At 70.0% G+C, this 21,843-nt stretch carries 22 protein-coding genes; 8 read left to right on the top strand and 14 right to left on the bottom strand.

Features of this window, described 5'->3' with window-relative positions; translation table 11 throughout:
- Positions 1-70: 70 nt before the first annotated feature.
- On the top strand, positions 71-346 hold the full coding sequence (locus OG852_RS50685; protein ID WP_330351913.1) for a hypothetical protein: 276 nt from the start codon (positions 71-73) through the stop codon (positions 344-346).
- A 668-nt stretch (positions 347-1,014) separates the two neighbouring features.
- Here the strand turns inward: OG852_RS50685 and OG852_RS50680 are convergent.
- From OG852_RS50680 to OG852_RS50615, 14 genes are all read right to left on the bottom strand, one after another.
- Positions 1,015-1,215 (bottom strand): hypothetical protein, encoded by a 201-nt coding sequence (locus OG852_RS50680; RefSeq protein WP_330351912.1) that lies wholly within the window; start codon positions 1,213-1,215, stop codon positions 1,015-1,017.
- 591 nt (positions 1,216-1,806) lie between these two features.
- The gene (locus tag OG852_RS50675; protein ID WP_330351911.1) at positions 1,807-2,796 is read right to left on the bottom strand and encodes a hypothetical protein; all 990 of its coding nucleotides are present in this window, start codon (positions 2,794-2,796) and stop codon (positions 1,807-1,809) included.
- Positions 2,768-3,118, bottom strand: coding sequence for a hypothetical protein (locus tag OG852_RS50670; protein ID WP_330351910.1), 351 nt, complete (start codon positions 3,116-3,118; stop codon positions 2,768-2,770). Before OG852_RS50670 ends, OG852_RS50675 begins: the two co-directional genes overlap by 29 nt.
- 75 nt (positions 3,119-3,193) lie before the next feature.
- Positions 3,194-3,706 carry a hypothetical protein gene (locus OG852_RS50665; protein WP_330351909.1) on the bottom strand — a complete coding sequence of 171 codons (513 nt, stop codon included), beginning with the start codon at positions 3,704-3,706 and terminating at the stop codon, positions 3,194-3,196.
- Positions 3,707-3,809: 103 nt separating this feature from the next.
- Positions 3,810-4,532, bottom strand: coding sequence for a VWA domain-containing protein (locus OG852_RS50660; RefSeq protein ID WP_330351908.1), 723 nt, complete (start codon positions 4,530-4,532; stop codon positions 3,810-3,812).
- Between the two features lie 136 nt (positions 4,533-4,668).
- A complete protein-coding gene (locus OG852_RS50655; RefSeq protein WP_330351907.1) occupies positions 4,669-5,049 on the bottom strand; it encodes an SsgA family sporulation/cell division regulator in 381 nt (126 codons plus the stop codon).
- Positions 5,050-5,429: 380 nt separating this feature from the next.
- A complete protein-coding gene (locus OG852_RS50650) occupies positions 5,430-7,742 on the bottom strand; it encodes a hypothetical protein (RefSeq protein ID WP_330351906.1) in 2,313 nt (770 codons plus the stop codon).
- A gap of 91 nt (positions 7,743-7,833) precedes the next feature.
- Entirely contained in the window at positions 7,834-8,352 is a 519-nt protein-coding gene (locus OG852_RS50645; protein ID WP_330351905.1) for a hypothetical protein, read from the bottom strand.
- A 2-nt stretch (positions 8,353-8,354) separates the two neighbouring features.
- Entirely contained in the window at positions 8,355-9,062 is a 708-nt protein-coding gene (locus OG852_RS50640; RefSeq protein ID WP_330351904.1) for a hypothetical protein, read from the bottom strand.
- Entirely contained in the window at positions 9,059-9,730 is a 672-nt protein-coding gene (locus OG852_RS50635) for a hypothetical protein (RefSeq protein ID WP_330351903.1), read from the bottom strand. The genes OG852_RS50640 and OG852_RS50635 overlap by 4 nt, the downstream gene beginning before the upstream one ends.
- Positions 9,731-9,839: 109 nt before the next feature.
- On the bottom strand, positions 9,840-12,065 hold the full coding sequence (locus tag OG852_RS50630; RefSeq protein ID WP_330351902.1) for a hypothetical protein: 2,226 nt from the start codon (positions 12,063-12,065) through the stop codon (positions 9,840-9,842).
- Positions 12,066-12,324: 259 nt separating this feature from the next.
- On the bottom strand, positions 12,325-12,522 hold the full coding sequence (locus OG852_RS50625; RefSeq protein ID WP_330351901.1) for a hypothetical protein: 198 nt from the start codon (positions 12,520-12,522) through the stop codon (positions 12,325-12,327).
- A gap of 146 nt (positions 12,523-12,668) precedes the next feature.
- Positions 12,669-13,055, bottom strand: coding sequence for a hypothetical protein (locus OG852_RS50620; protein WP_330351900.1), 387 nt, complete (start codon positions 13,053-13,055; stop codon positions 12,669-12,671).
- Positions 13,052-13,678 (bottom strand): WhiB family transcriptional regulator, encoded by a 627-nt coding sequence (locus OG852_RS50615; protein WP_330351899.1) that lies wholly within the window; start codon positions 13,676-13,678, stop codon positions 13,052-13,054. The genes OG852_RS50620 and OG852_RS50615 overlap by 4 nt, the downstream gene beginning before the upstream one ends.
- 225 nt (positions 13,679-13,903) lie before the next feature.
- On the opposite strand from OG852_RS50615, the gene OG852_RS50610 reads away from it, so the two are divergent.
- The 7 genes from OG852_RS50610 (at position 13,904) to OG852_RS50580 (ending at position 21,836) form a co-directional block, all read left to right on the top strand.
- The gene (locus OG852_RS50610; RefSeq protein ID WP_330351898.1) at positions 13,904-14,647 is read left to right on the top strand and encodes a GntR family transcriptional regulator; all 744 of its coding nucleotides are present in this window, start codon (positions 13,904-13,906) and stop codon (positions 14,645-14,647) included.
- A gap of 1,191 nt (positions 14,648-15,838) precedes the next feature.
- Positions 15,839-17,437 carry a hypothetical protein gene (locus tag OG852_RS50605; protein ID WP_330351897.1) on the top strand — a complete coding sequence of 533 codons (1,599 nt, stop codon included), beginning with the start codon at positions 15,839-15,841 and terminating at the stop codon, positions 17,435-17,437.
- A gap of 1,018 nt (positions 17,438-18,455) precedes the next feature.
- Positions 18,456-19,379 (top strand): hypothetical protein, encoded by a 924-nt coding sequence (locus OG852_RS50600; protein WP_330351896.1) that lies wholly within the window; start codon positions 18,456-18,458, stop codon positions 19,377-19,379.
- Between the two features lie 109 nt (positions 19,380-19,488).
- The gene (locus OG852_RS50595) at positions 19,489-19,773 is read left to right on the top strand and encodes a hypothetical protein (protein ID WP_330351895.1); all 285 of its coding nucleotides are present in this window, start codon (positions 19,489-19,491) and stop codon (positions 19,771-19,773) included.
- Positions 19,770-20,861 (top strand): conjugal transfer protein, encoded by a 1,092-nt coding sequence (locus tag OG852_RS50590; protein WP_330351894.1) that lies wholly within the window; start codon positions 19,770-19,772, stop codon positions 20,859-20,861. Before OG852_RS50595 ends, OG852_RS50590 begins: the two co-directional genes overlap by 4 nt.
- A gap of 34 nt (positions 20,862-20,895) precedes the next feature.
- Positions 20,896-21,222, top strand: a complete 327-nt coding sequence (locus OG852_RS50585; protein ID WP_330351893.1) for a hypothetical protein — start codon at positions 20,896-20,898, stop codon at positions 21,220-21,222.
- Positions 21,219-21,836 carry a hypothetical protein gene (locus OG852_RS50580; RefSeq protein ID WP_330351892.1) on the top strand — a complete coding sequence of 206 codons (618 nt, stop codon included), beginning with the start codon at positions 21,219-21,221 and terminating at the stop codon, positions 21,834-21,836. Before OG852_RS50585 ends, OG852_RS50580 begins: the two co-directional genes overlap by 4 nt.
- The last annotated feature ends 7 nt before the right edge of the window (positions 21,837-21,843 follow it).

The raw sequence follows: 21,843 nt of genomic DNA, 5'->3' as shown, positions 1-21,843 counted from the left end.
GCGCTGGGCGGCGACCAAAGAGGCGGCATGATAATTGCTTAATTGCCTTTATTGCTGTAGGCTGAGGAACATGAATAGCAACGAGCTCCCCGCTGTTCCCGCCAAGTTCGCCTACGGCAACACCGAGCGATACTCCCGACGCTGCCAGGCCGTCGGCGTCTACATCCCCGCACCCATCTCTCTCGGGATCCTGGCCTCCATCGTGCTCCCCGGAGACGCGAGCGACGCACGCATAGTCGCTGGACTCGTCACCTTTCTCGCCCTCTTTGGACTCGCTTCCTTCTTCGCTCCGCACATCGTGGATCACCTCGACGCGCGAGACGCCGACCGCACAGCCCACCACTAGAGGCCCGCAACAACGCCGCACCCAGGTCGAGCGACGGCGACGCCGCCGGAACAGTGATCTTCGATCTTCACCCACGTCGCACGGATCACCTGAGACCCTCTCCAGGGCGGCGAAATCGCCTCCCCCTGCCGTAGGCCCCTGTGCGCCGCACATGTACAGGATCGACGCCCGGCCCACGACCGGGAGGTGCGACCGCCCCCTGAGAACTTCTCCAGCGGGCATTCTGTGCGGGGCGGCGAAATCGCCTCCCCCGACTACGGAGGTACGCAGCATGAAGAGGTTCGGCGCCATCCCAACCACCCCGTGGCCCCGCTGGGCCCTCCTCCGGGGTGGACCGTGCGCCGCCGTCGCACTGGGCGTCGTCGGGCTCGCGCTGGCAGTGGGAGTGAGTTCCGCCGTGGGCACCGCCTCCGTGATCGTCGCGGCCGTCGGGGCACTCTTCGCTTTCGTACTCACCATGCCCCGGCGCAGCAGCGATCGCGGGGAGGGGTGATTCCTCCCCCCTTCCCGCGCTCCGCCCCTCCCTATGGCCGCTCAGAAGTGAGCGGCCATAGGTATTTCCAATTATGCAATCGCGCCCCTCTGCGGGCCGCCGCCCGCACCCCGGTCGGCCGGACTCCCCGGCATCCGCCGAGCCCCACCGAACTGCCCCGGCCTCCGTCGAGACGTCAGCCAGAGCCTTCAACCGCCACCCCGAACCCAACCCACTGCCTCACCCTCTCCACGATCGCGTGCCATCCGTCCTCTCTCGTATCTGTGTCCAGTTCCATTCCTCCGTCGCTCTGCTCTGCTCTGCTCCTCTGCTCTGCTCCTCTGCTCCTCTTGTTCCTCCTCCTCAACTCGCCGGCATCGCCCACCCGTTCTCGCATGCTGTTCCTGGCCAACTAGCCCTGTAGGGAAGTAGTCGGCGTTCCGCGGTCCTCCGAATACAGGGCTTGACCTGGTCTTTTGCCACCTTCAGAGGTTGGTCCCGGCGCGACCAGAGGCGCGACCAGAGGCGCGACCAGGAGCGCGACGAGAGGTGCGACCAGAGGCGCGACCAGAGGCGCGACCTCGTCCGGCCCACCGCATACGGACGATCCACCGCCGTTGGCGCCCGGCGCCGGCTGCTTGTCTCGGGCGGGCCGGAGGCCCGGTTCACCCGAGGTGCGCGGTGTTCCGCCCGCCAGACGGTGAATTTGCCTCCCTGATAACTGGGCGCAGGAGGTGAGGGTGAGATCGCCCCGCTGCCGTAGTGCGGCCACCGGGGCGATTCCGCCTCCCTCGTCACCAAGGACGGTCCGTCCTGCCGGGGTGATCTCTCCTCCCTGCCATGCTCCGACGTTGGAGGGTGAATTCGCCCCTCCTAGAGGAGGCGAAATCACCTCCGGCGTCCTGTTGGTGGCTCCACGGTCCGGGGGGTGATTCCTCCCTGGCGCACGACCGTGGCGGCCCCAAGGGCGGTGCTCCGAGGATGCGGATTATGCGGTGAGGTCGACCGGCTGCAGACAGCAGCAGAGGTGCCGTTCGCCACGGCTGTACGTGTAGCCGTGGCCGTGGCACTCCGGGCAGTCCGGGTCGTGTTCCTGCCGGACACCGGCCGTGCAGTCGATCGGTTCGGCCCAGACGGGCACGAAAATGCCGTCGCCCTGGTCGTCCCAGGTGAGGGTGGCCATGACGATGCCGTCTCCGCCGCAGCCGCCGGGGCAGTCCGGCTCGTGCAGTTGGTCGTCCTCGTCCTTCTCGCCGAGTACTTCGAGATACGCCTCCAGCAGGTACTGGCGGGCGTTCTCCTCGGTCGTGCGGGGGTGCCCGTCGAGTTTTCGTACGTGGTGGCCAGCCTGAGCTGCTGCCTGCGCTGCGGCGCGGTCGGCGGGTGCGAGTGCCGACGCTTTCCAGAGCAGGAGCCCGCGTGCCATGTGGTGTCGGCGCATCTGGGCGTACGCGTCCGTGGTCAGACCGTCGTTCTGGCACGCCTTGGCCACGGCGTACGACCGGAGCACGTCGCTCACGAGCCGGGACTCGGTCGGGTAGCGCCCAGGCAGGGCGGCGGGCTCGGCCTGCTGGTCCGCGGCGGGAGGCGGGAGGGCGGCTCGGGGACGGGGGCCGGCGTGGTGGTGCAGGTCGGCGTAGGCGGTGCGCAGATGGTTGATGCCGGAGCGGCGGGTGGTCGGCAGGTGGAAGCCGTCGTGGGCGAGGAGTTCGGTCCCCAGTCCGCGGGCGGTGTCGTGGACTTCGGTGTCGCGTGCTCCTCGCAGGGCGAGGACGTCGTAGAGGGCGCCGAGGTGCACGAGGTGGGCTCGCCTGATCCGGTGGAGCTGGTCGTCGCGGTAGGTGTCGGGGTGTTCGTAGGTGTCGTCGCGCTGCAGGTTGGCCCAGCGGGCTTCGAGGATCATGCGCTGGACGGAGGCGCGTTCCTGGGCGTAGGCGGCGATGGCGTGTTCAGGCAGATGTGTCGACGAGGTGGCCACAGGTGTCGTTCCTGTTCGGTCGGAGGGAGTGGTGCACGGGCGTGATCGTGGTGCAGGTGGTTGTGGTGATGCCGTCGAGCCGCCCCTGATCGTCGTAGGACAGCTCGAGTTCGAGGCTTCGGTGGTCCGCGTGCGGGCGCCGGCAGAGGCCGCAGGTGCTGTGGGCGAAGTCGTCGGCGCTGCGTGCGGCGAGTTGGCGGATGTCCCTGCGGCCGAGGACCAGGACGACGGGCCTGCCCTGTGTGGTGGCGCTGTCCGCGCGCGCCAGGTGCACGAGGATCTCGGCGGGGCTGGGATCGGTCGGTGTCCGCGGGCTGGCCATCTGACCTCCGGTATCTGGCGGGGGCCGTGGATCGGCGAAGGGCCCGGCAGTGCCGGGCCCTTCGCCGGTCAAGGTTCAGAAGTGGTCGCCGACTTCGACGCTGTCGTATTCGTCGCGAGTGACGGTCTCCCAGTCGGTCTCGTTGCCGTCCCGCAGCTTCAGCTCCCACTTCGGGGGGGTCCGGTACCCCTTGAAGACGGGGACCGAGGTCGTCCCGCAGGGCGCGGAGGGGTTGCTCTTCCCCGGTGCGCTCGGGCTCGGGCTCGGGGCGGAGTGGGTCGGCTTCTGTTTGGAGGCGTCGCTGCGGGGCGGGTTCGACTTCGGCTTCGAGGTGGCGGTGCGCGGCGGCTTCTGCACATCGGGCTGGTCGTCGGAGGTGTCGGTACGCGGCGGAGGCTTCGGCCGGGAGAGGCTGGTGCGGAGGGTCTGCGTGCGCGCGGAGCGGCACGCGGCCGGCCGTTCGACGTTCTCGTAGATCGGGCCTGTGGCGGGCCGAGCGCGCTTTTCGACGACCTTTCCGTGGTCCAGGTCGGTGGCGCCGCATCCGGTGAGGATCAGGGCCACGGAAAGTGCTCCTGCCGCGGTCATCGGGCGCAAGGTGGTGCGGTGCAACGTAGGTCCTTGAGGTCTGTGGCTGTTGTGGTCAGGCCGGTGGGCGGCCGTGCGGTGATGCGCGGCCGCCCTGCGTGTCTCAGATGCGGGGAAGCCCAGTGACCAGGCGGTTGTAGAGCTCGGCGTTGGACAGGGCCAGCGGGTTGGCGCCGACGGCGCTGATGCCGGTGTTTCCGGGGAGTCGCCCGAGGAGGTCGAACTGACGCTCCGCGCCGAACGGGACGAACTGCCAGCGCACGTTCTCGTGGGCGGTGGCATGGAGGAAGTCGCGGGTGGCTGATTCGTCCTGCGGTCCTCCGTCGGTCTGGAACACGACGAAGGCGGGGATCGATGCTTTGAATGCCTTGGATCCACGGTAGTGGTCGAGGACCGCCTCCATGGCCGGGCGGTAGTGGGTGCCGCCCATGCGGCCCAGGGAGTTGTGGAGTTGGGCGATGCGGCCTTGGTGGGCGCCCAGGGCCACTTCCTCGAAAGCCTGCGGGCGCCGGAGCAGACGGCTCCGTGCGAGTGTGTGCATCTCGTCGGAGAAGAATCCGACCGGGACCGTGCCGTCGTCGTCGAGGTGCGCGGAGAGGCTGAGGATCTGGTCGCTCAGTCGCTGGACGGTTCCATTGCCGAAGTACGGCTTCATCGAGAGGGAGCGGTCGATCACCAGGTAGACGGCGGCGCGCCTGCCGATGAGGTCGCGGTCTCGGAGACTGGTCTCAGCGTCCTTGTACATGTCGATGAGGTCGGGCGCGGTTCCGGCGACCTCGTCGAGGCTGATGGCCGACGTCTTCTCAAGGGAGTGGGTAGTGGGCATGGCGAACTCCTGGCTGGGAACGGTGGTTGGTCACTACTAGAGGTGTGCTTCGCGGCGTCCGTGTGACATCGCGGCGTGAAGTTTCTGGGGTGGAGGGGCCGTCACCCCGTGGCATCGGCCCCGTGTTCCCGCGCGGTCAGTGGGCCAGGAGTTCTTCGAGGATGCTGTCGATGTCGAGCGCGTCGGACTCGCTTCCTGCGGGGACCGCCTCGTAGGTCTTGTCGAGCCAGGACTTGACGGGGGTCGCCATGCCTTCGAGGCGCGCGAATCCCTCGGAGGTCTCCAGCTCGATGCTGAAGCTGGGGTTCTGGGTGGTCCCGATGGGGGTGATCTTCACGTCCCCGATGCCGGCGGGCGCCGTCATGCCTTGCGCCAGCAGTTCGCGGGCGAACGTCCACCGGACCACCTCGTCGGGCGAGATGTCGAAGGAGAGCTGGACGGCGTAGGGGTCGGCGCTCAGGTAGTAGAGCCTCACGGGCACGGGGACTCGCACGTCGTGCTCGGTCACGAGCGTCATGCGGATCTTCTGTTCCAAACCGGGAAAGCCCATGGATGATTCCTGTTCTTCGGCGTTGAGAGCCCGTCGGTGACGGCGGGGGTGGGGCGGCGGAGGTAGCAACGCCCTGCGATATTCAAAGAGTACAGCGATATTTCCAATTAAGCAACACACGCACGAGGTTGATGCCGCTCCTCCCCCTCCCGGCGCCCGGGCCCGGGAGCACGCTTCGCCGGCGAAACGCTGAAAAGGCTCGCAGGCCGGGGTGGTGGATCTTGAACGGCTGGATCGGTTCTCGCAGGCCACCATCGGTCCTTGATCACGCCGGGCATTGGCCTTGTTCGGCTGGGGCCGCTGATCACGGCCAATCAGGATCCGATGGGCGCCGATCAGCCGGCCATTCACCGCAGGGACTCGATGGCCTCCTCCAGCGCGGCCAGGTAGAAGCCGCGGGGCGCGCCGTCGATTTCCCTGATCCGCTCGGAGGTCAGTTCAACCTGCGCGGCGTCCAGTTCGCGCCGTACGGCCTTGCCGAGCTCCCGGAGACGGTAGATGTCGCTCTTCTCGTCCCACCGCCCCCAGCGCTCGGCGTCGAGGGCCCGCAGGTGCGGGTGGAGCTGGTCGTAGGTGAGATAGGCCGGGTCCTTCTCGAGCATGAAGGCTCCGCGCAGGACCTGGACGATCGCCGGCAGTTCCTCGGGCCTGTCGTGGTGTGCGGCGGGTGTGTCGGCGGCAAGGAGGTCCAGGAGTGCGCGCCATTCGGCGCCGAGACCGGCCTCAGACAGGGTGAAGGTGAGGTCGGGCCGGCCTGCGGCAGCGCGCTCGACGCCGACCTTGGCCGCGTACTCCGCAGTGACCTCGCGGACCTTGTAGCGCACCGGGCGGTCGGGCATGCCGGGCAGGCCCTGCGCGTAGATCTGGCCCGCATCGTTGACCTGAGTGTGAGTGGCCGCGCGCAGGAGGTCGGCGCGGTAGCCCTCGGCGATTGCGCCGCCGCCCAGGAGTTCGGTGACGTCGACGCGGCGGCAGGAACCGAGGAGCTTGCCGGACAGTTTCGGGCCGACCGCCTCACCGAGCCAGTCCTTGGTGCCGAACTGGCTTCCGCCGACCACCCAGATCGCTTCCTTGCGGCCGACCAGGAGCAGCCGGATGAGCAGGCTCTTCGCCTGGGCGGAGAGCTGGGCCCACTCGTCGACGAAAACGACGATGGCGGGGTGCTCGGGCGAGACGCGCCACTTGTTGCCCCAGCCGTAGCGGGCACGCAGCCGGGCTCGGGCGGAGCACAGTGCGAGCAGGAACTGCAGGGTGGCGACGATCTTGTCGTCATCCATGCAGGCGTCGAGGGTGATCGCCTCGCCGAGGTCCCCGACGCCGGTTCCGACCGGATCGAGGTTGAAGGCGACGGCGTCGCGGCAGGCGGTGACCACTTCGGCCAGCGCCAGCATGACGCCGCTCTTGCCAGCGCCGGAGTCGGCGACCATCAGCAGCATCAGTCCTGCGAGGGCGAAGGTGAGCTGCCGGGCGTCCATGGAGACGCCGTAGTCGGCCGGCTCGGTGATCGACATGGACAGCGGGGCGCGGTACGGGACGTCGCCGACGAGTTCCGGACTGAAGGGAGAGTGCTGCATCATGCGGATGGTGCAGGCGTCTCCCGCGTCAGGATCACCTTCGATGAGCAGGCCGTTGCGGCGTAGCTTGAGCAAGGTGATCAGGCCCTTGTAGGTGTCGTCCTTGTTGAGGTCGTCGGGGGTGCCGGTGTTGAACGTGACACGAGCAGACCATCCCCAGGGCTCCCCAGTGACGTCGGTGACGTGATCGACGTCCTGACCTTCGTGCAACAGGGCTCGGAGCAGGGCTTCGCCAGCCTCTTCGGTGGTGGATGCCTGGGCGATCGGGAAGGGGGTGCGGTCCTCCTCCAGGCCGTCGCCGCTGGGTGCGCCGGCCCCCGCGGCGTCCTCCTGCACAGGAGGGGCCAGTTCGGGCAGCAGCAGGTCCTCGGGGATGGGCCGTTCGACGAGTTCAACGGGGTGGTGGGTCAGCCACCATCCGCCTGCGACGAGCATCGGGGCAACGGCGAGCAGGCTCGCGGGGACGCCGGCGGCTGCGGTGCCCGCGGCGCCGAGGGCGGGAACGAGGGCACTGAAGCGGCCCAGTGCCATCAGGGAGCGGGCCCTGCGGATCTGCTCCTCCGTGGGCTGCTCGGCGGCGAAGGGGACCGACTGGAGTGCGGTGAGACCGTTGCGGCGGCGGCGGATCTCCAGGCTCAGGTCACGGATCCTCTGCTTCTCGGAGGCCTCGAGGCCGTACGCCGCGGCGTCTTCGAGTAGGCGCTTGAGCTTCTTCTCGGCTCGGCGGACCGCGCTGCGGGCCTCTTCCCGGCGGGCCAGGTCGGCTTCCAGCGGCTTGTTGATGATCCGGCGGCGGATCTCGTCGTCGGACATGTAGCCGGCGCGCAGCCAGTACCGTGCCGCGGTCAGGGCATGGCGCAGGCCGGGGAGGATCTGTCCGGCGATCGCGCCCGCGGCAGTGCGCGCACAGTGGGCTACGCGCCGGGCCGTGACCCAGGGCCGCCTGCGAGTGCCAGGGTCGGCCGGCTGTGCCTGCGACTCCTGTTGGGGGTCGGAGTCGTCATCATCGACGAGTTCGGCGAACACGAGTTCGCCGTACGGGGCAAGTTCCGTGCTGTCCGGCGGGTCGTGGGGGCGGTGGTGCATGGGTGCAGGGCTCCTTGGGGCGCTGGTGACGGGCCGGGCGCGGGCGGCCGTTCACGCACCGGGCAATGCGTGGACGACCGTCTGCGGCCGGTCAGCCGCCGAAGATCCAGAGCCCGACGTTGTTGCCGGTCAGGGTGGTGGCGCTGACGATCACACCCATGAAGCCGAGCGAGGTGCCGTAGCAGATGGCCACGACGGCCCCTCCGGCCATCTCCTTCCAGTCCGCGGGCTTCCCCTTCGCCGCGTACAGCCGGACGCCATACCAGACCAGGCCGCACAGTCCGATCGCGGCGCCGCCCGCGGACACAGGGGTTACTGCGGAGCGGGGCGGGTTCGCGTTGGCGGTGGCACCGGCGGCCTTCTCCACCGCCGTCTCACCTGCCACGTTCATGACCTGTCGTAGAGCTCCGGCGATCTCGCCGAAGAGGCCGCCGGAGTTCACCGTGACCAGCAGGACGAAGAAGAAGACAAGGACGAACGTCTTCCATTTCCTGAGCACCTTGTACTTGAAGCCGGCGACGACGGCCGTAGTGGCCATCGCGCCGAACAGCAGGGCCCCGAAGGAGGCGTTGGCGGTCGAATTGTTGAAGAGGTCAATGGCGAAATACATGATCAGGCTCCGGCAAGAAGGTGTACGAGGGCACGCCAGGTGAGAATCGCCAGGCCCGAGACGCCGGCCCAGATCACGGGGCGGGTGATGATCCAGCCCAGGCGGGAGCGCACCAAGCGCCAGGTCAGTCGCCCTGCGGACTTGGCCGCGGTCAGAGCGGCACGGCACAGCAGCCCGATAGCGCCGCCGACGATGGTTCCGATGCCGACCGCGCCCGCGAAGCCCAGGACGGCGCCGGCGGAGACGAGTGGTGCCGCGGGGCCGTGAGCCATGAAGGCGTCGGCCACCCATCGCGCTGCGGGGGCCCCGTGGATGGGCACGACGTTGGCGACCGCCAGGCACAGGAGGTTGCGGCCGAGCTGCAGTCGGCTCCAGTCAACCTCGTTGCCCTCGGAATCGGTGCTGTGCGTGCGTTCGATGACAGCAGCGAGCAGGTCTGTCCAGCCCAGCCCGAACGCGGCGCCGACGGCCTTTTCGACGCCGCGGCTGACCACCTCCGTGATGTCGAGGCCGGAGTCTGCGGCCGCGGTAGGGGTGTGGTCCGGGGGCTCGGGCGGAGGGGCGGTCCCGGTGACGGCGCAGCGGGTCAGCCCGGGGTCGGCCAGAGTGCAGGTGTCGCTGAGCGGACAGCCCGGGCAGCAGCCCTTCGGGGCGGCGGCGGGGACCGGCTCTCCCTGCTCCTTCGACACGTTGATGTGCGGTGAGGTCATCGGTGGCCTCCCGCCTTGGCTGCCGTGGGCGCGGGGCCCGCGGCGGCGTGACGGGGCGTGGCCGTCCTCGGCACCGTCGAGGTGCCGCCAACCAGGTACAGCCCCCGCCTGCGGAATCCGCCGTACGGCGTGCCGACGATGCTCACCGCGAGCTCCGGTCGTCCGGTCGGTGCGCCTTCGGGCACGACGGCCCAGTCCGATCGCTCACTCGCATGCGCCTGCGGGGACGGGGTCGCGTCCTCGGTGGCCGGAGCGAAGCCCGGGGGCAGCGCGGGCAGGCAGCTGCTGTGCGGCCAGCGGGCGTCGTTTACCGTGCTGGCCGCGAGGAGCGCTTCGGCCGGCTGCGCGGGGGCGCCGGCCCGGAGCAGGCGGCGTGCCCAGGCCCGATAGCGGCTGCGAGCAGCACGTTGGTCCGCCGAAGGGGAGGATGTGTAGATCGAGTCCTCCCACTGCTGGCCTTTACGGGCGGCGCGGCGGACCTGCTCCTGACGTCGTGCGCGGCGTGCCCGGTCTCCGGCCGCCTCCAGGCGGTCGGCGCGCTCGGTGGCGGACTCCCCGGCTCCGTAGCGGGCCCGGGCAAGCCGGTGGTCGTCGCCGACGAGCAGCCACTGCAGGCTGATCGGCCGTCGGCGACGGAACGGCCGTCCCTGGCCGGGGTCGTGGGTCATGATGTGCGGGCTCCCGATTCATGGAGTGGGGAGACCCGGCCGGGCCCTAGGAAAGCGGGCCGGGTCTCCCGGTTTTGGCGCTCGAGCCGGCAGTCGGCCAGAGCGGATGTCAGACGCCTGCGAGGTGCTGGCCGAGCTGGCTCTTCGCCATGGCGTTGAGGTAGTTGGCGATCTTCAGTGCGCGCTCGTCGGCGATCGTGTCTCCGTTTGATCGCACCTCCTCCGAGATGCTGCGCTTGCTCAGCGGCTGGTTCCTGGCGACGAGGCGTTCCACCGCGGCGCGTTCCTTGTCCTCGAGCACCATTTCCTCCCCCTCTCGTTCCGCACCGCTGGTGCGCTCGCGTCCGTTCCGGTCGTTCCGTTCCGCGTTCTCCGTTCCGCCCGGCGCGTGCCGTTTCGCCGCTGGCTCCGTTCCGCCCCGTTCCGCGGTGCGGCCCTCCGGCGTCGCCGCGCCCGGTGCGCGTTCCGCTCCCGTGCCGCTCGCACCGTCCGGGGCGCCGGCCAGTGGGGCGGAACGGAACGGGACGCTGGAAGAGTCCTGGTCAGCTGAGGGACGGCCGAGCGGAACGAGGTTGTCGTTCCGGTCCGTTCCGCCGGTGTGCGTGCCGGCCGGCGGGAGCGGTGTCCGGGGCGTTCCATTCCAGTGCGCCCACGCGCCGCTGCCTGTTCCGTTCGGTGCGTTCCCGATCTGGCGGAACAGGGGGACCGTCGCCGGACCGGCGCCGTCGTAGAGACCGGCGAGTGGAACGTGGGGGATCACGATGCGGTGCAAGGCCGTTCCGGAACGGAGCGCGTTCCGGTCCGCCAGCTCGATGCTCGCCGCGTTCCAGGCTCGTTCCAGGGTGGAGAGAGAAGCGTTTTCGATCGTCAGCGACCAAGCCGTCCAGGACCGGACCGGGAAGCGGATCCAGCGGATCAGGCCGATCTTCGGTCGTGCCCGGGAGACCAGCCCCTGCTCGCGCAGGTACTGGCGGTGGACCAGGGAGGCGTACAGCTCCCACAGCACCATGCCGACGACACTCATGGTCGCAAACGCGACGGAGGCCTGCGTCGGCCGCCCGCCGGGACCACAGTGGTGGGCGTAGTTCATCGCGGCCGCTCCGGACGCGAACACCCACGTCATGATCCGGTAGATGGTTCCGGAGTCGCCCTGCTGCCGGGCCTGGTGGTACATCCAGCCGGTGAAAGCTGTCGTGAGCTCCCACGCGGCGGCAAATCCGAGCGCGAAGACGGTCCACCAGCCGAACGCGTCCTTGGCGTATTCGGTCTGGGACCACCAGGCCACCGCCATCGGGGCCAGGATCGGGCCGGTGACCAGGACACGGCGGGCCTGGTTGCGCACGAGCTCACGCACCCAACTGCGGATCTGTCCGAGCCGGTAGGTGAGCGTGGGGCGCCCCTTGGCCTGCTTGTGCTCACGCCGAGCCGTCGACCGCTGGTGACGGCCCTGCTGTCGCACCCGCTTTCGTTCCTGCCGGCGCGCGGGGCGCGAACGCGCGCGCTCCCACGTCTTCTTGGCCTCGGCGAGCAGCCGGTCGGCCTCCTCGTCCTTCTCCGTCGCCGCGGTCTGGCGGTTGTTGGCCTGCTCCAGCAGGTCAGCGGCCCGTTTCTCGGCGGACGCGACCGTCGCGGCCGCGGCGCTGCGCAGTTCCTCGGCGTCGCGGGCGGCCCGTTCCCGGTCTGCCTTGATGTCCAGTGCAGACTGGCGGCGCCGCTCGGTGTCAGCGTCGGCCGCTTCCTGGCGGATGCGTTTGGCCTCGGCCTCGGCGTTACGCAGACGGCTGTTGGCCTCATCGGCGTCGCGCCGGGCCGCACGCCGGAGCTGGTCGGCCTGGATCTGGGCGTCGGCGAGCACCTGCTCGGCGTGCACCTGCGCTGTCTCGTGGGTAGCGAGTGCCCGGGTGGTGGCCTCGTCGATGAGGCGCTGTCCTTCCGCTTCCGCGGCGGTGAGGACCTGGGATGCTTCACGGTCGGCGGCTTCCTTGGTCGCGGCGGCCTGCTCAGCGGCACCGGCCGCGACGGCCGAACCCGCTTCCCGAGCTCGCTCCTGCAGCTCCCGGGCCCGGCGTTCCGCCTCCTCGCACACACGAGTGGCCTGGGCCCGGGCCGCGGCGAGACTGGCTTCGGCCTGCATCGTCGTCTCGGTCCTGAAGGCCTCGCACTCCTCCTTCGTCAGGTCGAGGATGTCGGCCGACCGGTCGCGGGCGTCGGCGAGGAAGGCCAGGCCCTCGACGGCATCCAGCACCTGGCTGGGGTTGTCCGCAGGCTGCGGACTCTGTGGCTGCGACGAGGCCCTGGGGGGCTGGCGACGTCGGCGACGGGCCTTGCTGCTCACCGTCGTGCTCCTTCTTCGTGGCGTGCGCCTTCGGCCTGATCTGGCGGGCGCAGCGTCGGGGGGGTAGTTGGGGGGCGAGGTCGGCAACGCGGCGGTCATCTTCGGCGCCGGGCGGGCTGGCCTTCCCGCGGCTGTGCCGCGGCCTACTCCGGCTCGCCCGCGCCCTGCGCGTCCTCGGCTTCGTACGGACCGAACAGCGCGCGGTCCAGGTCGGCCTCGTTGGCGGTCGGACCGTCCAGCGGCGGGTATGTCACGCGGCTCATGAGTTGGCCGTCCGGCGCCCGAGGGCGTAAAGGCGAGCGCACATCCCGTTGTTGTGGGCGTCGGCCTGGTCCTTGAATCCGTAGCGGGCCAGCACACTGGCGGCGATCGCGAGCTGACAGGTGGCCGGGCGGCGTAGCCGGCCGCTGTGGACGCCCCGCTTGCCCTGGCGTTTCTCGTTCTTCGTGAGTGTCATGTCGTTACTCGCAGAAGTGCTGGAACGGGTAGTACCCGGCACACGACGCGCAGTAGTACAAGGGCTGCTGCTCGTAGCCGGGAATGATCTGCAGGAGCACGGTGAATGTCCTTCGCTGCGGGCCCTGGCTCCCGGCTTGCAGGTCGTCAGCAGTTGCCGCACGAGCGGGGCCGACTGTGTTCATCGAGGTCGTCCTCCTCCCTGCGGGACCCGGGCTGTTGGGACGGCGCCTGGTGGTCAAGGTGCGCGCGCGCCGATTCGGCGGCAGCGTGGACGACGGCGTCCGTCGGGGGCGCCGGCTGCTCGATCCACGCTCGGTAGGCGTCGGCCTCCAGGCGGGCCCGGTGCCACAGGATCAGGAGGACACCGACGAGGGCGGTCGGCTGCGGTTCGGTGCCGTCCTGCGGCAGAGGCAGGAGGGTGACCGGTGTCTCGGCCTTCGCCTGCAGGGCCTGCACAAGACGGTGGTTGAGGGCGCGGAGCTTGCTCATCTCGGAGGAGGAGTCGCGGGCCGGCGTCGTGTGGTCTGTCATGCGGCCCACCCCGTCACGCGCCGGTACTCGCCCTGGAGCCGCTCGTGGTGGGCGACCGCGGCCTTGAGCTCGGTGTGGTTCGTCTTCCGGACGTCCGGCTTGACCGAGAGGCCGATGTGGGACTGGGTCAGCCTTTTCACCTCGCGGGCCGCGCGCAGCCGCTCGACGCGCTGTTCGGCCGGCCTGGCGTCGAGGGCGCAGGCCTTGGCCAGTCGCTCGTGGTCGGCTTTACCGAGGGTCAACTGCATCTCCTCGGTGGTGCCGCCGCGCACCGCCAGGTCGCGGGGGTGCTCGGGGTAGCGCAGGGCGAGTTCGAGGCAGGCGGCGGCCACCGGGCACGGTGCGCAGTACTGGGCGATGGTGCACTCGCGACGCGTCATCCACTCTTCGGCCGGCTCTTCGTCGCGCTGGTAGAAGGCATTGACGTCGTTCGTGCCGCCGCAGCGTCCCAGCAGGAGGGCCTCGCGCAGCTGGGGCTCGCGCATCTGGCTGGCGACGGTCTGCCCGTCGGGGCCGGCCAGGTAGCCGCCGTTGGCCAGAGCGGCTACCGAGTAGGTCTCGGCGAGGGCGCTGCCGATCTCGGTGGCGTCCTGTGGGGGGAAGTCGGCTGTCATGCTGGTCATTGCGTCGTCTGTCCTTCGTGACGGGAGGGGGCGGCTTGCCTCACCACGGCCTCCGAGGGCTCCAATCCCTCGGAGGCCATTTGCGTGAGCACAAAACCATCTGGACTACCTGGGGTACTCCAGGTAGTCCAGATGGTGCAACGGTTTGCCGATCTCGTCAAGAGCACTTACGGCGACAGCGGCCCTGCACACCCCGGCCCTTGCGCGTGCGGCAGTATGTGCCGCATGGCCACGACCCCGACCAGCAGGCGCAGCCTCGCCGACCAACTGCGTACTGAGATCCTCAACGGCGAACCCGACCGTGCGCCCGGCACTATCGTGTCCGGGCGTCAGCTCGCCGAGCATCTCGGATGTGCACGCAAGACGCTGATCGCGGCCATGCAAATCCTTGAGCAGGAGGGCTTGATCAGGGCAGTTCCCAAGGTCGGCTACATGATCCTTTCGCCTGCTGCCGCCTTCGAGGCACGCGTCGACGAACACGGCCACGTCCGGCCCGCCCTCGCGCAGGCCGGCGACACGGCCGAGCCGGTCACCACGGCGTTCTGCAAGGCGTCCGACGTTGTCGCCGACGCGCTGGGCGGACCGCCGGAGATGAGCGTCGTCCTGCGCCAGAGCGTCCTCGGCCGAACCGGCGCCCCCTGGGCAGTGCGAGAGATGTACGTGCCGCGGGGCATCGCCGACGCCGCCCCCCGGCTCCTGGATCCAGATCTCGTCGACGAGGCCGGAATCCTGGACGCGGCCGGCCTGAAGGAGACCGGGCACCTGCACACCATCTCGGCGCGGCTGGCGACGGACCAGGAGACGGCGCTACTCAAGTCACGGACCGCCGTGGCGCTTTCAGTGCAGCGCGTGAGCTACAGCGGGGAGCAGGCGCGGAGTTGTGAGTTTATGATCATCCGGGCCGATAGAGTCAGCTTGACTGATTGGTCTGGAAATGTGCCTAACTATGGTGAACCTGACGCGAAATGATCCCTGATCAGCGCGACGCGCGGCGTGTACCGGTCCATCAACAGGCTGTGCACTTCTGTTGTCGTTGGGGATAGGGTGACCCTCGATTGATCTACTGCTAGCCCTGACAACACGATGCCCCCGGACCTTGAGCAAGTCCGAGGGCGTGTATCGAGTTCGAGAAACCGAATAAGGCGGTGTCTCGTGGTGGAGCGTACCCGCACCCACACACAAATGCACAGTCAGCCCGGCCTCGTCGCTGCGTCCAAGACGCCGACGGACCGGGGCTTTTTGCTGTGCGGACACCGCTCATCGCTCATCGCCCTGACCGAGGAGGGCGGGATGTCGTAGAGATGCCGGGCGGGCGTCCCCTAGCAGGGAACGCTCCTCGCCCTTCCGCGCCGGATCGGAGTTAGCAGCTCCTCTTCCGGCCGTCACCGCTCCTACGGAGTTACCAGCTCCGTCGAGCGAAGAGCCAGACCGCTAGGTCTGGATGATCACTGCCTCCCAGCAGCATTGGCCCCGAGGGGCCTCAGTCGTCCCTGGATAGCACCAGGGAGGAACCGGAGTACATCTTGCAGCACCACCATGGCCTTTGTCAGCTCAGCAGCCGTCCGGGACCAGCCTTCTCAGCCATTCGTCCCTCAACTGTCACGTCAAGGTCACATGACGTGATGGCGATTTCTCCCCGTGTGCCCGCTTCAGGAGTGTCATCCACTTCTGTGCGCGGCCCCGGGGCGGCCTGCTCACGCGACCTGCTGGCGGCGCCTTCCGCGCCATGTCCACCAGGCACCGCGCGCTGAACCCGCCCCCGCGGCCAAGGGGTCCGGACAAGGGGCTTCGCCCCTCGCTCCACACCTTGGCCATGGGCTTTCCGCGCCCAGCTGCACGGCATGCCGTGCGTCAGCAGGCGAGCGTCCGGCACATCACTGTGCACGGATGCAGCCGCAGGGTTGACACCCTCTGACCGCAGCCGGGCGCCTGGTCCCATATCTGCAAGGCCGTCTTCTCCGCACAGCCGGGAGGACGGCGACTCGAGCACCTCGTCGACGGTTCGTCACCCCGCCGACGGCGTGCGGGAGAAGTGTGTCCAGTTCTGTACTCCTCGCTACCATCGACCCGCCCATTCCGGTCCTGCCACAGCAGGCGTCGGGCTCTTCCCGCGTGTCCCGTAACCAGGGACCCGTACGGCGCCAGCGCGTCAAGGTGCCGATGCGCCTGGTGGAGTCTGCGCACTACGCCGACGTCGCCCTGACCGTCTACATGAAGATCAAGGCGCTCGGCCAGCGTCCGGAGGGCTGCACCGCAGGGATGACGGTTCTCGCCTCCTACCTCGGGCTGTCGCGCTCGTCCGTCGAACGCGGCATCGCCCAGCTGCGCAGGCCGGGTCCGGATGGGGTCATCGAACTACCGCTCAACCAGCGCCGGTCTCTGCCGGGAGGATCCGGCACCACGGCCCGGCGTCGCGTGCGTCCGATGCGGCGGGACGAGCGCTTCATCTGGCTGCCCGTCGCCGCCTGCGAAGACCTCAGTCCGCGGGAGCTTCGTGCGTTCGCGGTGCTCTGCTTCGCCCAGGTCCAGCGCATCCCGCTCACCGAGGGCGAGTTGGCCGGCCACCTGTACCACCACTCCGGTGCGCGCGCGGGCACAGCGCTGTCGGCGGCGGCCGCGGGAAAGGTCGTTGACGCGCTCGAAGCAACCGGGTGGATCACGGTGCTGCGGCGGGCCGGGGTACGGGGCCGGCACCAGTTCATCGCGCACGACGTCCCCCCCGCGCCGCAGACATCGCCGCCCTCGACGGCGGCGGAAGCCGACTCGGCGTCTTCGCAACCTGATGAGGGATCGGGTGTGGCGCCCGGTGAAGGTTCGCTCGCGACTAGGGAAGACCAGAGAACTGACCGACCTGATGACGAGCGCCGCCCTGACTCACCCGCCGTAGGCGAAGTACAGGTGGTAAAGGGCGCTTCACCTGTGGATAACTCCGGCTCATGCCCTGCGCGAGATGGTGGGACCGAGGGAGAACTCGCGCTCCGCGCGGGTGCCAAACGAGCGCTGTCCCAGGATGGCCAAGCCACTCGGGCCAGCTACGACGGCCCTGCGCTGACGCTGCACCCGCGGATCGTCGAAGTCCTTGAGCCCGTGCAGCCGCTGTACCGGCAGGCGAACACGTTCATGCAGCGGCGAATTGCCCGCGAGGTCGGGCGCCAACTCGATCACGGCTGCGACGTCCTCCGGCTCCGCCAACGGCTGACGGCGCGATTCGCGAGCGTGCTGATGTCGGACATCAAGGACCCCGCCCGATGGCTGATGGGGGTCGCGCTGCCACGGTGGGGCTGTGGCCACCAGGCCTGTGAGTCCGGTGTGATGTGGCCGAGCGGCGAGGCCTGCGCGGCATGCTCCGACGTCGCGACTACACGGCGCTGGGAACGCCTACGGCTCCACCGGATCGAGCTCGGCCAGTGCCCCGACCACGGCCTCGGCGGACCGGGGACACCATGCACGCAGTGCGTTCCGTCGGTGGCGTCCCGTCCGGCTCCTGAACACGTGCTCCCGGCTCCGCGCCGCTCGGTCTGCCGGGACTGTGGCTGCCGGATCAACCTGCTCGGCCCCGCGCTCGGTGATCAGCTCTGCAAGCCGTGCCGGGAGCAACTGCGTGCGCCGGCCGCCTCCACGTCGCCGGAGCGCCAGCGCGCCTCGGAGCGGTGCGTTGGGTGGCCCGGGGAGACCTGTGAGCGGTTGGCGTTGCCGACCCGGCCGGTGTGCGCGCGGCACCGGGCGAAGGAACTTCTCGCCGAGGTGGCCGGACGATGACCAGCCGCCTCGTCCGCACTCGTGCGCGCGCCGAAGCGCGCGTTGGAGTGCGGGCCTGCCTCCTCGGTGCGCCGCCGGGTGACGTCGTCGCGCGCGGCGCGCGCGGTGCCCACCGACGTGCGCTTGTGGCAGGCGCGCGGCGCGTACGCGGTCGACCCACGCGGCGCGCCGCCAAGCCGGTCGGCGGCGACCGGGCTCCCGCGCGCGGTGCCGAGCGCACCGGTCGGTCAACTGATCGGACGCGGCTCGAAGGGGCTTCACGGAGCTGTCCCGCTTGTGACGTGCTGTAGTCGTCAGTGATGCGGATGTACTCCCCAATTCCGATGCACCCGTGGCGGATTACCCCTTGTCCAGGTTGATGACCACGCGGCGGTCGCCCCTTGTCCAGCTTGCGGAAGCCTTCCTTCCGCCCCTTGTCCACCGCTGCGGCCTGGCGCGTCATTCCTTGACCAGGTTCGCTACCGGCCAGCTGTCGCCCTGGTCCGGGTAGGACGCGGCCCGACCGCAGCGGGTCTCAGGGGAAACATCGCTCACGGGGCCCGCCCTTCGCGTGCATCACGCTGCGTCAGCAGAAGGCGGTGGACGCACCGCTGCCGCGGGGCGGGAGGCAGGGAACTGGCGCGCCGCGCGCGCCGGCCTTCCGTTCGGCAGGTGGCACTGTCGCCGGGCGAGGTGCGCACGGTGCGCCCGGCGAAGGTCCCGATGGCGCGCCGCGCGTTGCGGACCTGCCAGCGAAGGCGCGCACCGGTGCGCCCGGCCGCGCGCACCGCGCACCGCACCAAATCCGCGCTGGTGCGCCGGCCCGCGCGCGCGATGCGCACCGTGCGCGCACCCCTTGTCCACCTCGCGCACCGGTGCGCGCACGTCCACCGCACCCCTTGTCCGGTGCGCGCGCCACCGCAATGCGAAGCGCGTTCTTCCTTGGCCGCCTGCCTCGGCCTGAGCGGTCAGACCGCGGACTAGGGGGGTCAAAAGATCGTCAGCGGCATCCCCACCGGATGACTAAGGACGGTCTCGGATGTCGCACCGCACAAGCCCCCTCAGCACCTCTTCCGCCTCGGCCACCGACGAGGGCTCCAGCACCCTTCGGAGCCTGAACCGCGACTGGGCGGCACTCTCCAACGACCACCGCGCCTGCGACCTGGTCGCCGACTGGGCCGCCGAGCACCCGCTGTTCGCCGGCGCCCAGAACCCGCAGGGTGTGGTCGACAAGATCAGCGCCCTGTTCCGCCGCGGCGCCTGGGAGGACCACGACCAGGCGATGTCCATCCTGCTGCGGCGCGCCAAGGGCACCGGCGCCGATCAGGATCTGGCCTGGCGGACGGCGGCTCGCGTCATGCTGCCGAAGACCGTCTCGATGGCCAAGTCGCAGCAGCGCGAGGGAATCCGCTGGGACGACATCGTCTCGGCGATGTTCAGCGCGCTGTTCGAGGTCGTGGGCACCTACCCGCTGGAGCGCCGCCCCCGGGGCGTCTTCGCGAACATCTCGATGGACACCCTCGTCCTCGCGCAGAAGACCATGGCGGCCGACTACGACGACCGCTCGGCCCTGCGGGACATAGGAGACTCGCTGCTGCCGCTCGTCGGCGACCGGTCCGCCGCACTGTTGCCGGCCGGCGACCCCGACCCGGCGACGCAGGTGCAGCTGGCCGACTGCCTCGTGCGGGCCGTCGAACTCGAGATCGTCAGCAGCGACGAACCCGAGCTCTGCGCCGATGACCCCCGCGCCGAACTTCTCTCCCTCGTGATGTGGGCCGTCGACATCCAGGCGCTCACGATCTCCGACGCCCAGCGGATCGCAAGCTACTACCTGGAAGCCTCCACCGTCCCCGGCCGCGCCCCGCGCACCCGCCGGTCGATGGGCAATGAAGGCGCGCGCCTGCGCCAGCGCGCCAGCCGGGCGGTCCGGCCGCTGCGCCAGGCAGTCCGCACCGCCGCCTGAACTTTTTGCCCTCCGGCTGTCACACGGCGGACCAAAACCACACCTCTACGGGTGATCCGCGCACGGCCCCCTTCCCCGCTCTGACCATCGACTTCACGGGAGCACCTTCATGACTGCCGCCCACACCTCCGGCCCCACTCGCGCTGCAGGCCCGCTCGCCGACGAGGACGAGACCCGCGTGGCCACCGCCCGCATCACCGCCACCCGCCTGGGCACCGCCCTGGTGCGCGACCCGCTCGACCGCACCGTGCACGAGGAGATGCGCCACTTCCTCGACCACGACTCCGAGCCCGCCCTCATGTCCTGGGAGACGCTGAAGTCCCGTACCCCCGAGCAGCTGAAGTCCCGCATCGCCGCACTCCTGACGGCGCAGGCCCAGCGGAGCGCGTCGTGAAGCGCTCACGCCGAAAGGCTCGCCGGGAGAACGAGGCGTGGCCCGAGGACGCGGCTGTCGAGACCGTCGAACGGGGGCCGGCCGAACAGGACGAGACGGAGGAGACCGCCGGCTGGAAGACGAGCACGGCCGGCCTGACCGGACTCGCGCGCCTGGCCCGCCTCGGGGCATGGACGCTGATCGCCTCCGGCCCGGTCATCGGAGTCCTTGCTCTGCTCAGCTCCTCCGCACCGGCCCAAAGCGCGCCCAAGCCGCAGGCCGCGGTCAAGTCGACCGCCGCCACCGGGCCGGCGGGCTTCGCACAGCTCTTTGTCGGCTCCTACCTGGAAGCCGGAGAGGGCACCGAGAAGAACCTGGCGCCGTACTACTCGGGCAGCATCGCGCTCACGCACCCTGCCGGCACCCGCAGCGCCCTGCGCACGCAGGTGATGGACGCCCGCGAGGTCTCCTCCGGCTACTGGTCCGTCACCGTCGCGGTCAACGTCGCGGCGAAGTCCAAGAAGGGCGGCTACACCGACGCCGGAGTCCAGTACTTCCGCGTCGCCGTGCAGTCGACCGGCTCCACCGCCGACGCCACCTCCGGATACACGGCCGTCTCCCTGCCCGCGCAGGTCGCCGCGCCGCGCTCACTCAAGCCCGGTGACCTCGGCTACCCGACCTCTCGCGGCAGCGGGACCGCCGACCCCGCATCGGATACCGCCGCCTCATTTCTGAAGGCGTACGTGGCCGGCCAGGGCGAGTTGGACCGCTACACCGCCCCCGGCGTCCACATCTCTCCCGTGACGCCGACCCCCTACTCCTCCATCAAGCTCACCGCCGTTCAGGACGACTCCCCCGACAGCGCCGACAACAAGGTCCCCAGCGACGGCGTCCGCAGGCGCCTGCTGGTCTCGGTCGACGCCACCGACGCGGACGGCAACACCTTCCCGCTCACGTACGCGCTCGGCCTGACCGCCCGCGCCGGGCGGTGGGAGATCTCCACCCTCGACGACGCCCCGGCCACCGCTGCCCAGAGCAAGCCGTCCAGCGCCCCGAACGCCCAGGCCCCGGCCACACCCAGCGGCGCCGCATCACCGTCCGGCAGCTGACCACCGTCCGCCCACCACCGAAGAGGAAACGTTCATGCACACGCTGACCGCAGATCCGAACACCGTCGTCCTCGCCGGCGACCTGCTCGACTGGGCCACGCTCAAGACCAACCAGATCGGCACCCTCATCAAGCTGGTCGTCGGCGTCATGGTCCTGGCCGCCGTCGCGATGGCGTACTGGAGGACCAAGTCCTGGGTCGCCACCCTCGTCGCGTTCCTCCTGGGCGCGCTCGTCCTGTGGGGCATTGCCAACCTGCCGTCCCTGCAGTCGAAGGTCGGCTCGGAGATCGACGACCAGGCCTCCAGCGTTGCCCCACAGGTGCCCGGGCCGGACTCCGGCAACTCCAAGGCGCTGCTGTGAGTGCGTCCGAGGAAGACCTCGTCGGGCACTCCTACACCCGGGCCCGGAAGCATCCGCTCGTCATCGGCAAACTCCCGGGAGCCGGACGGCTCCCGGGAGGCCCGTACACGATCACCCAGATCGTCACCATGGTCGTCGTCTTTGGCCTTCTGGCCATCACACAGGCCCTCTGGGCGCATTTCGGCCTCGCGAACATCCTCATCATGGTCGCGCTCCCCTGGGGACTGGCCTGGGTGCTGCGCTACGCGCGGGTTGACGGCCGGGATCCGGCACGCGCGCTGCGCTCCCTGCTCATCTACGCCTCGGCGCCCGCAGGCGGCCGGCTTGCCGGCCGCCCCCAGCGGCACCCGCGCCCCCAGCTGTCGCGGACGACCGCAACCGTCCGGACCGTCGGGGGCCCTGACTCCGACGGGCTCGCCCCGGCGCCGCAACGGCGGCAGGTGGCTGCGGTGCCCCAATCCCGCCCGGCACGCCGCCCGGCTTCGGCCGCCGTCTCCTCGGCCCGGCCGGCCGGCCCCGCCGATCCGGCTCAGGCGACGCCGCCCCGCCCGAGCGGCCGGAGCCAGTTGCAGAGCCTCCTCGCCTCGCTCGAGGACCAGCACCCCCGCTCGTAGCGGCGCC

This window comes from Streptomyces sp. NBC_00582, from assembly GCF_036345155.1.
Lineage (GTDB): Bacteria > Actinomycetota > Actinomycetes > Streptomycetales > Streptomycetaceae > Streptomyces.
Note: the sequence above shows the minus strand (reverse complement) of the source record. Positions and strands in the feature narration are given on the sequence as shown.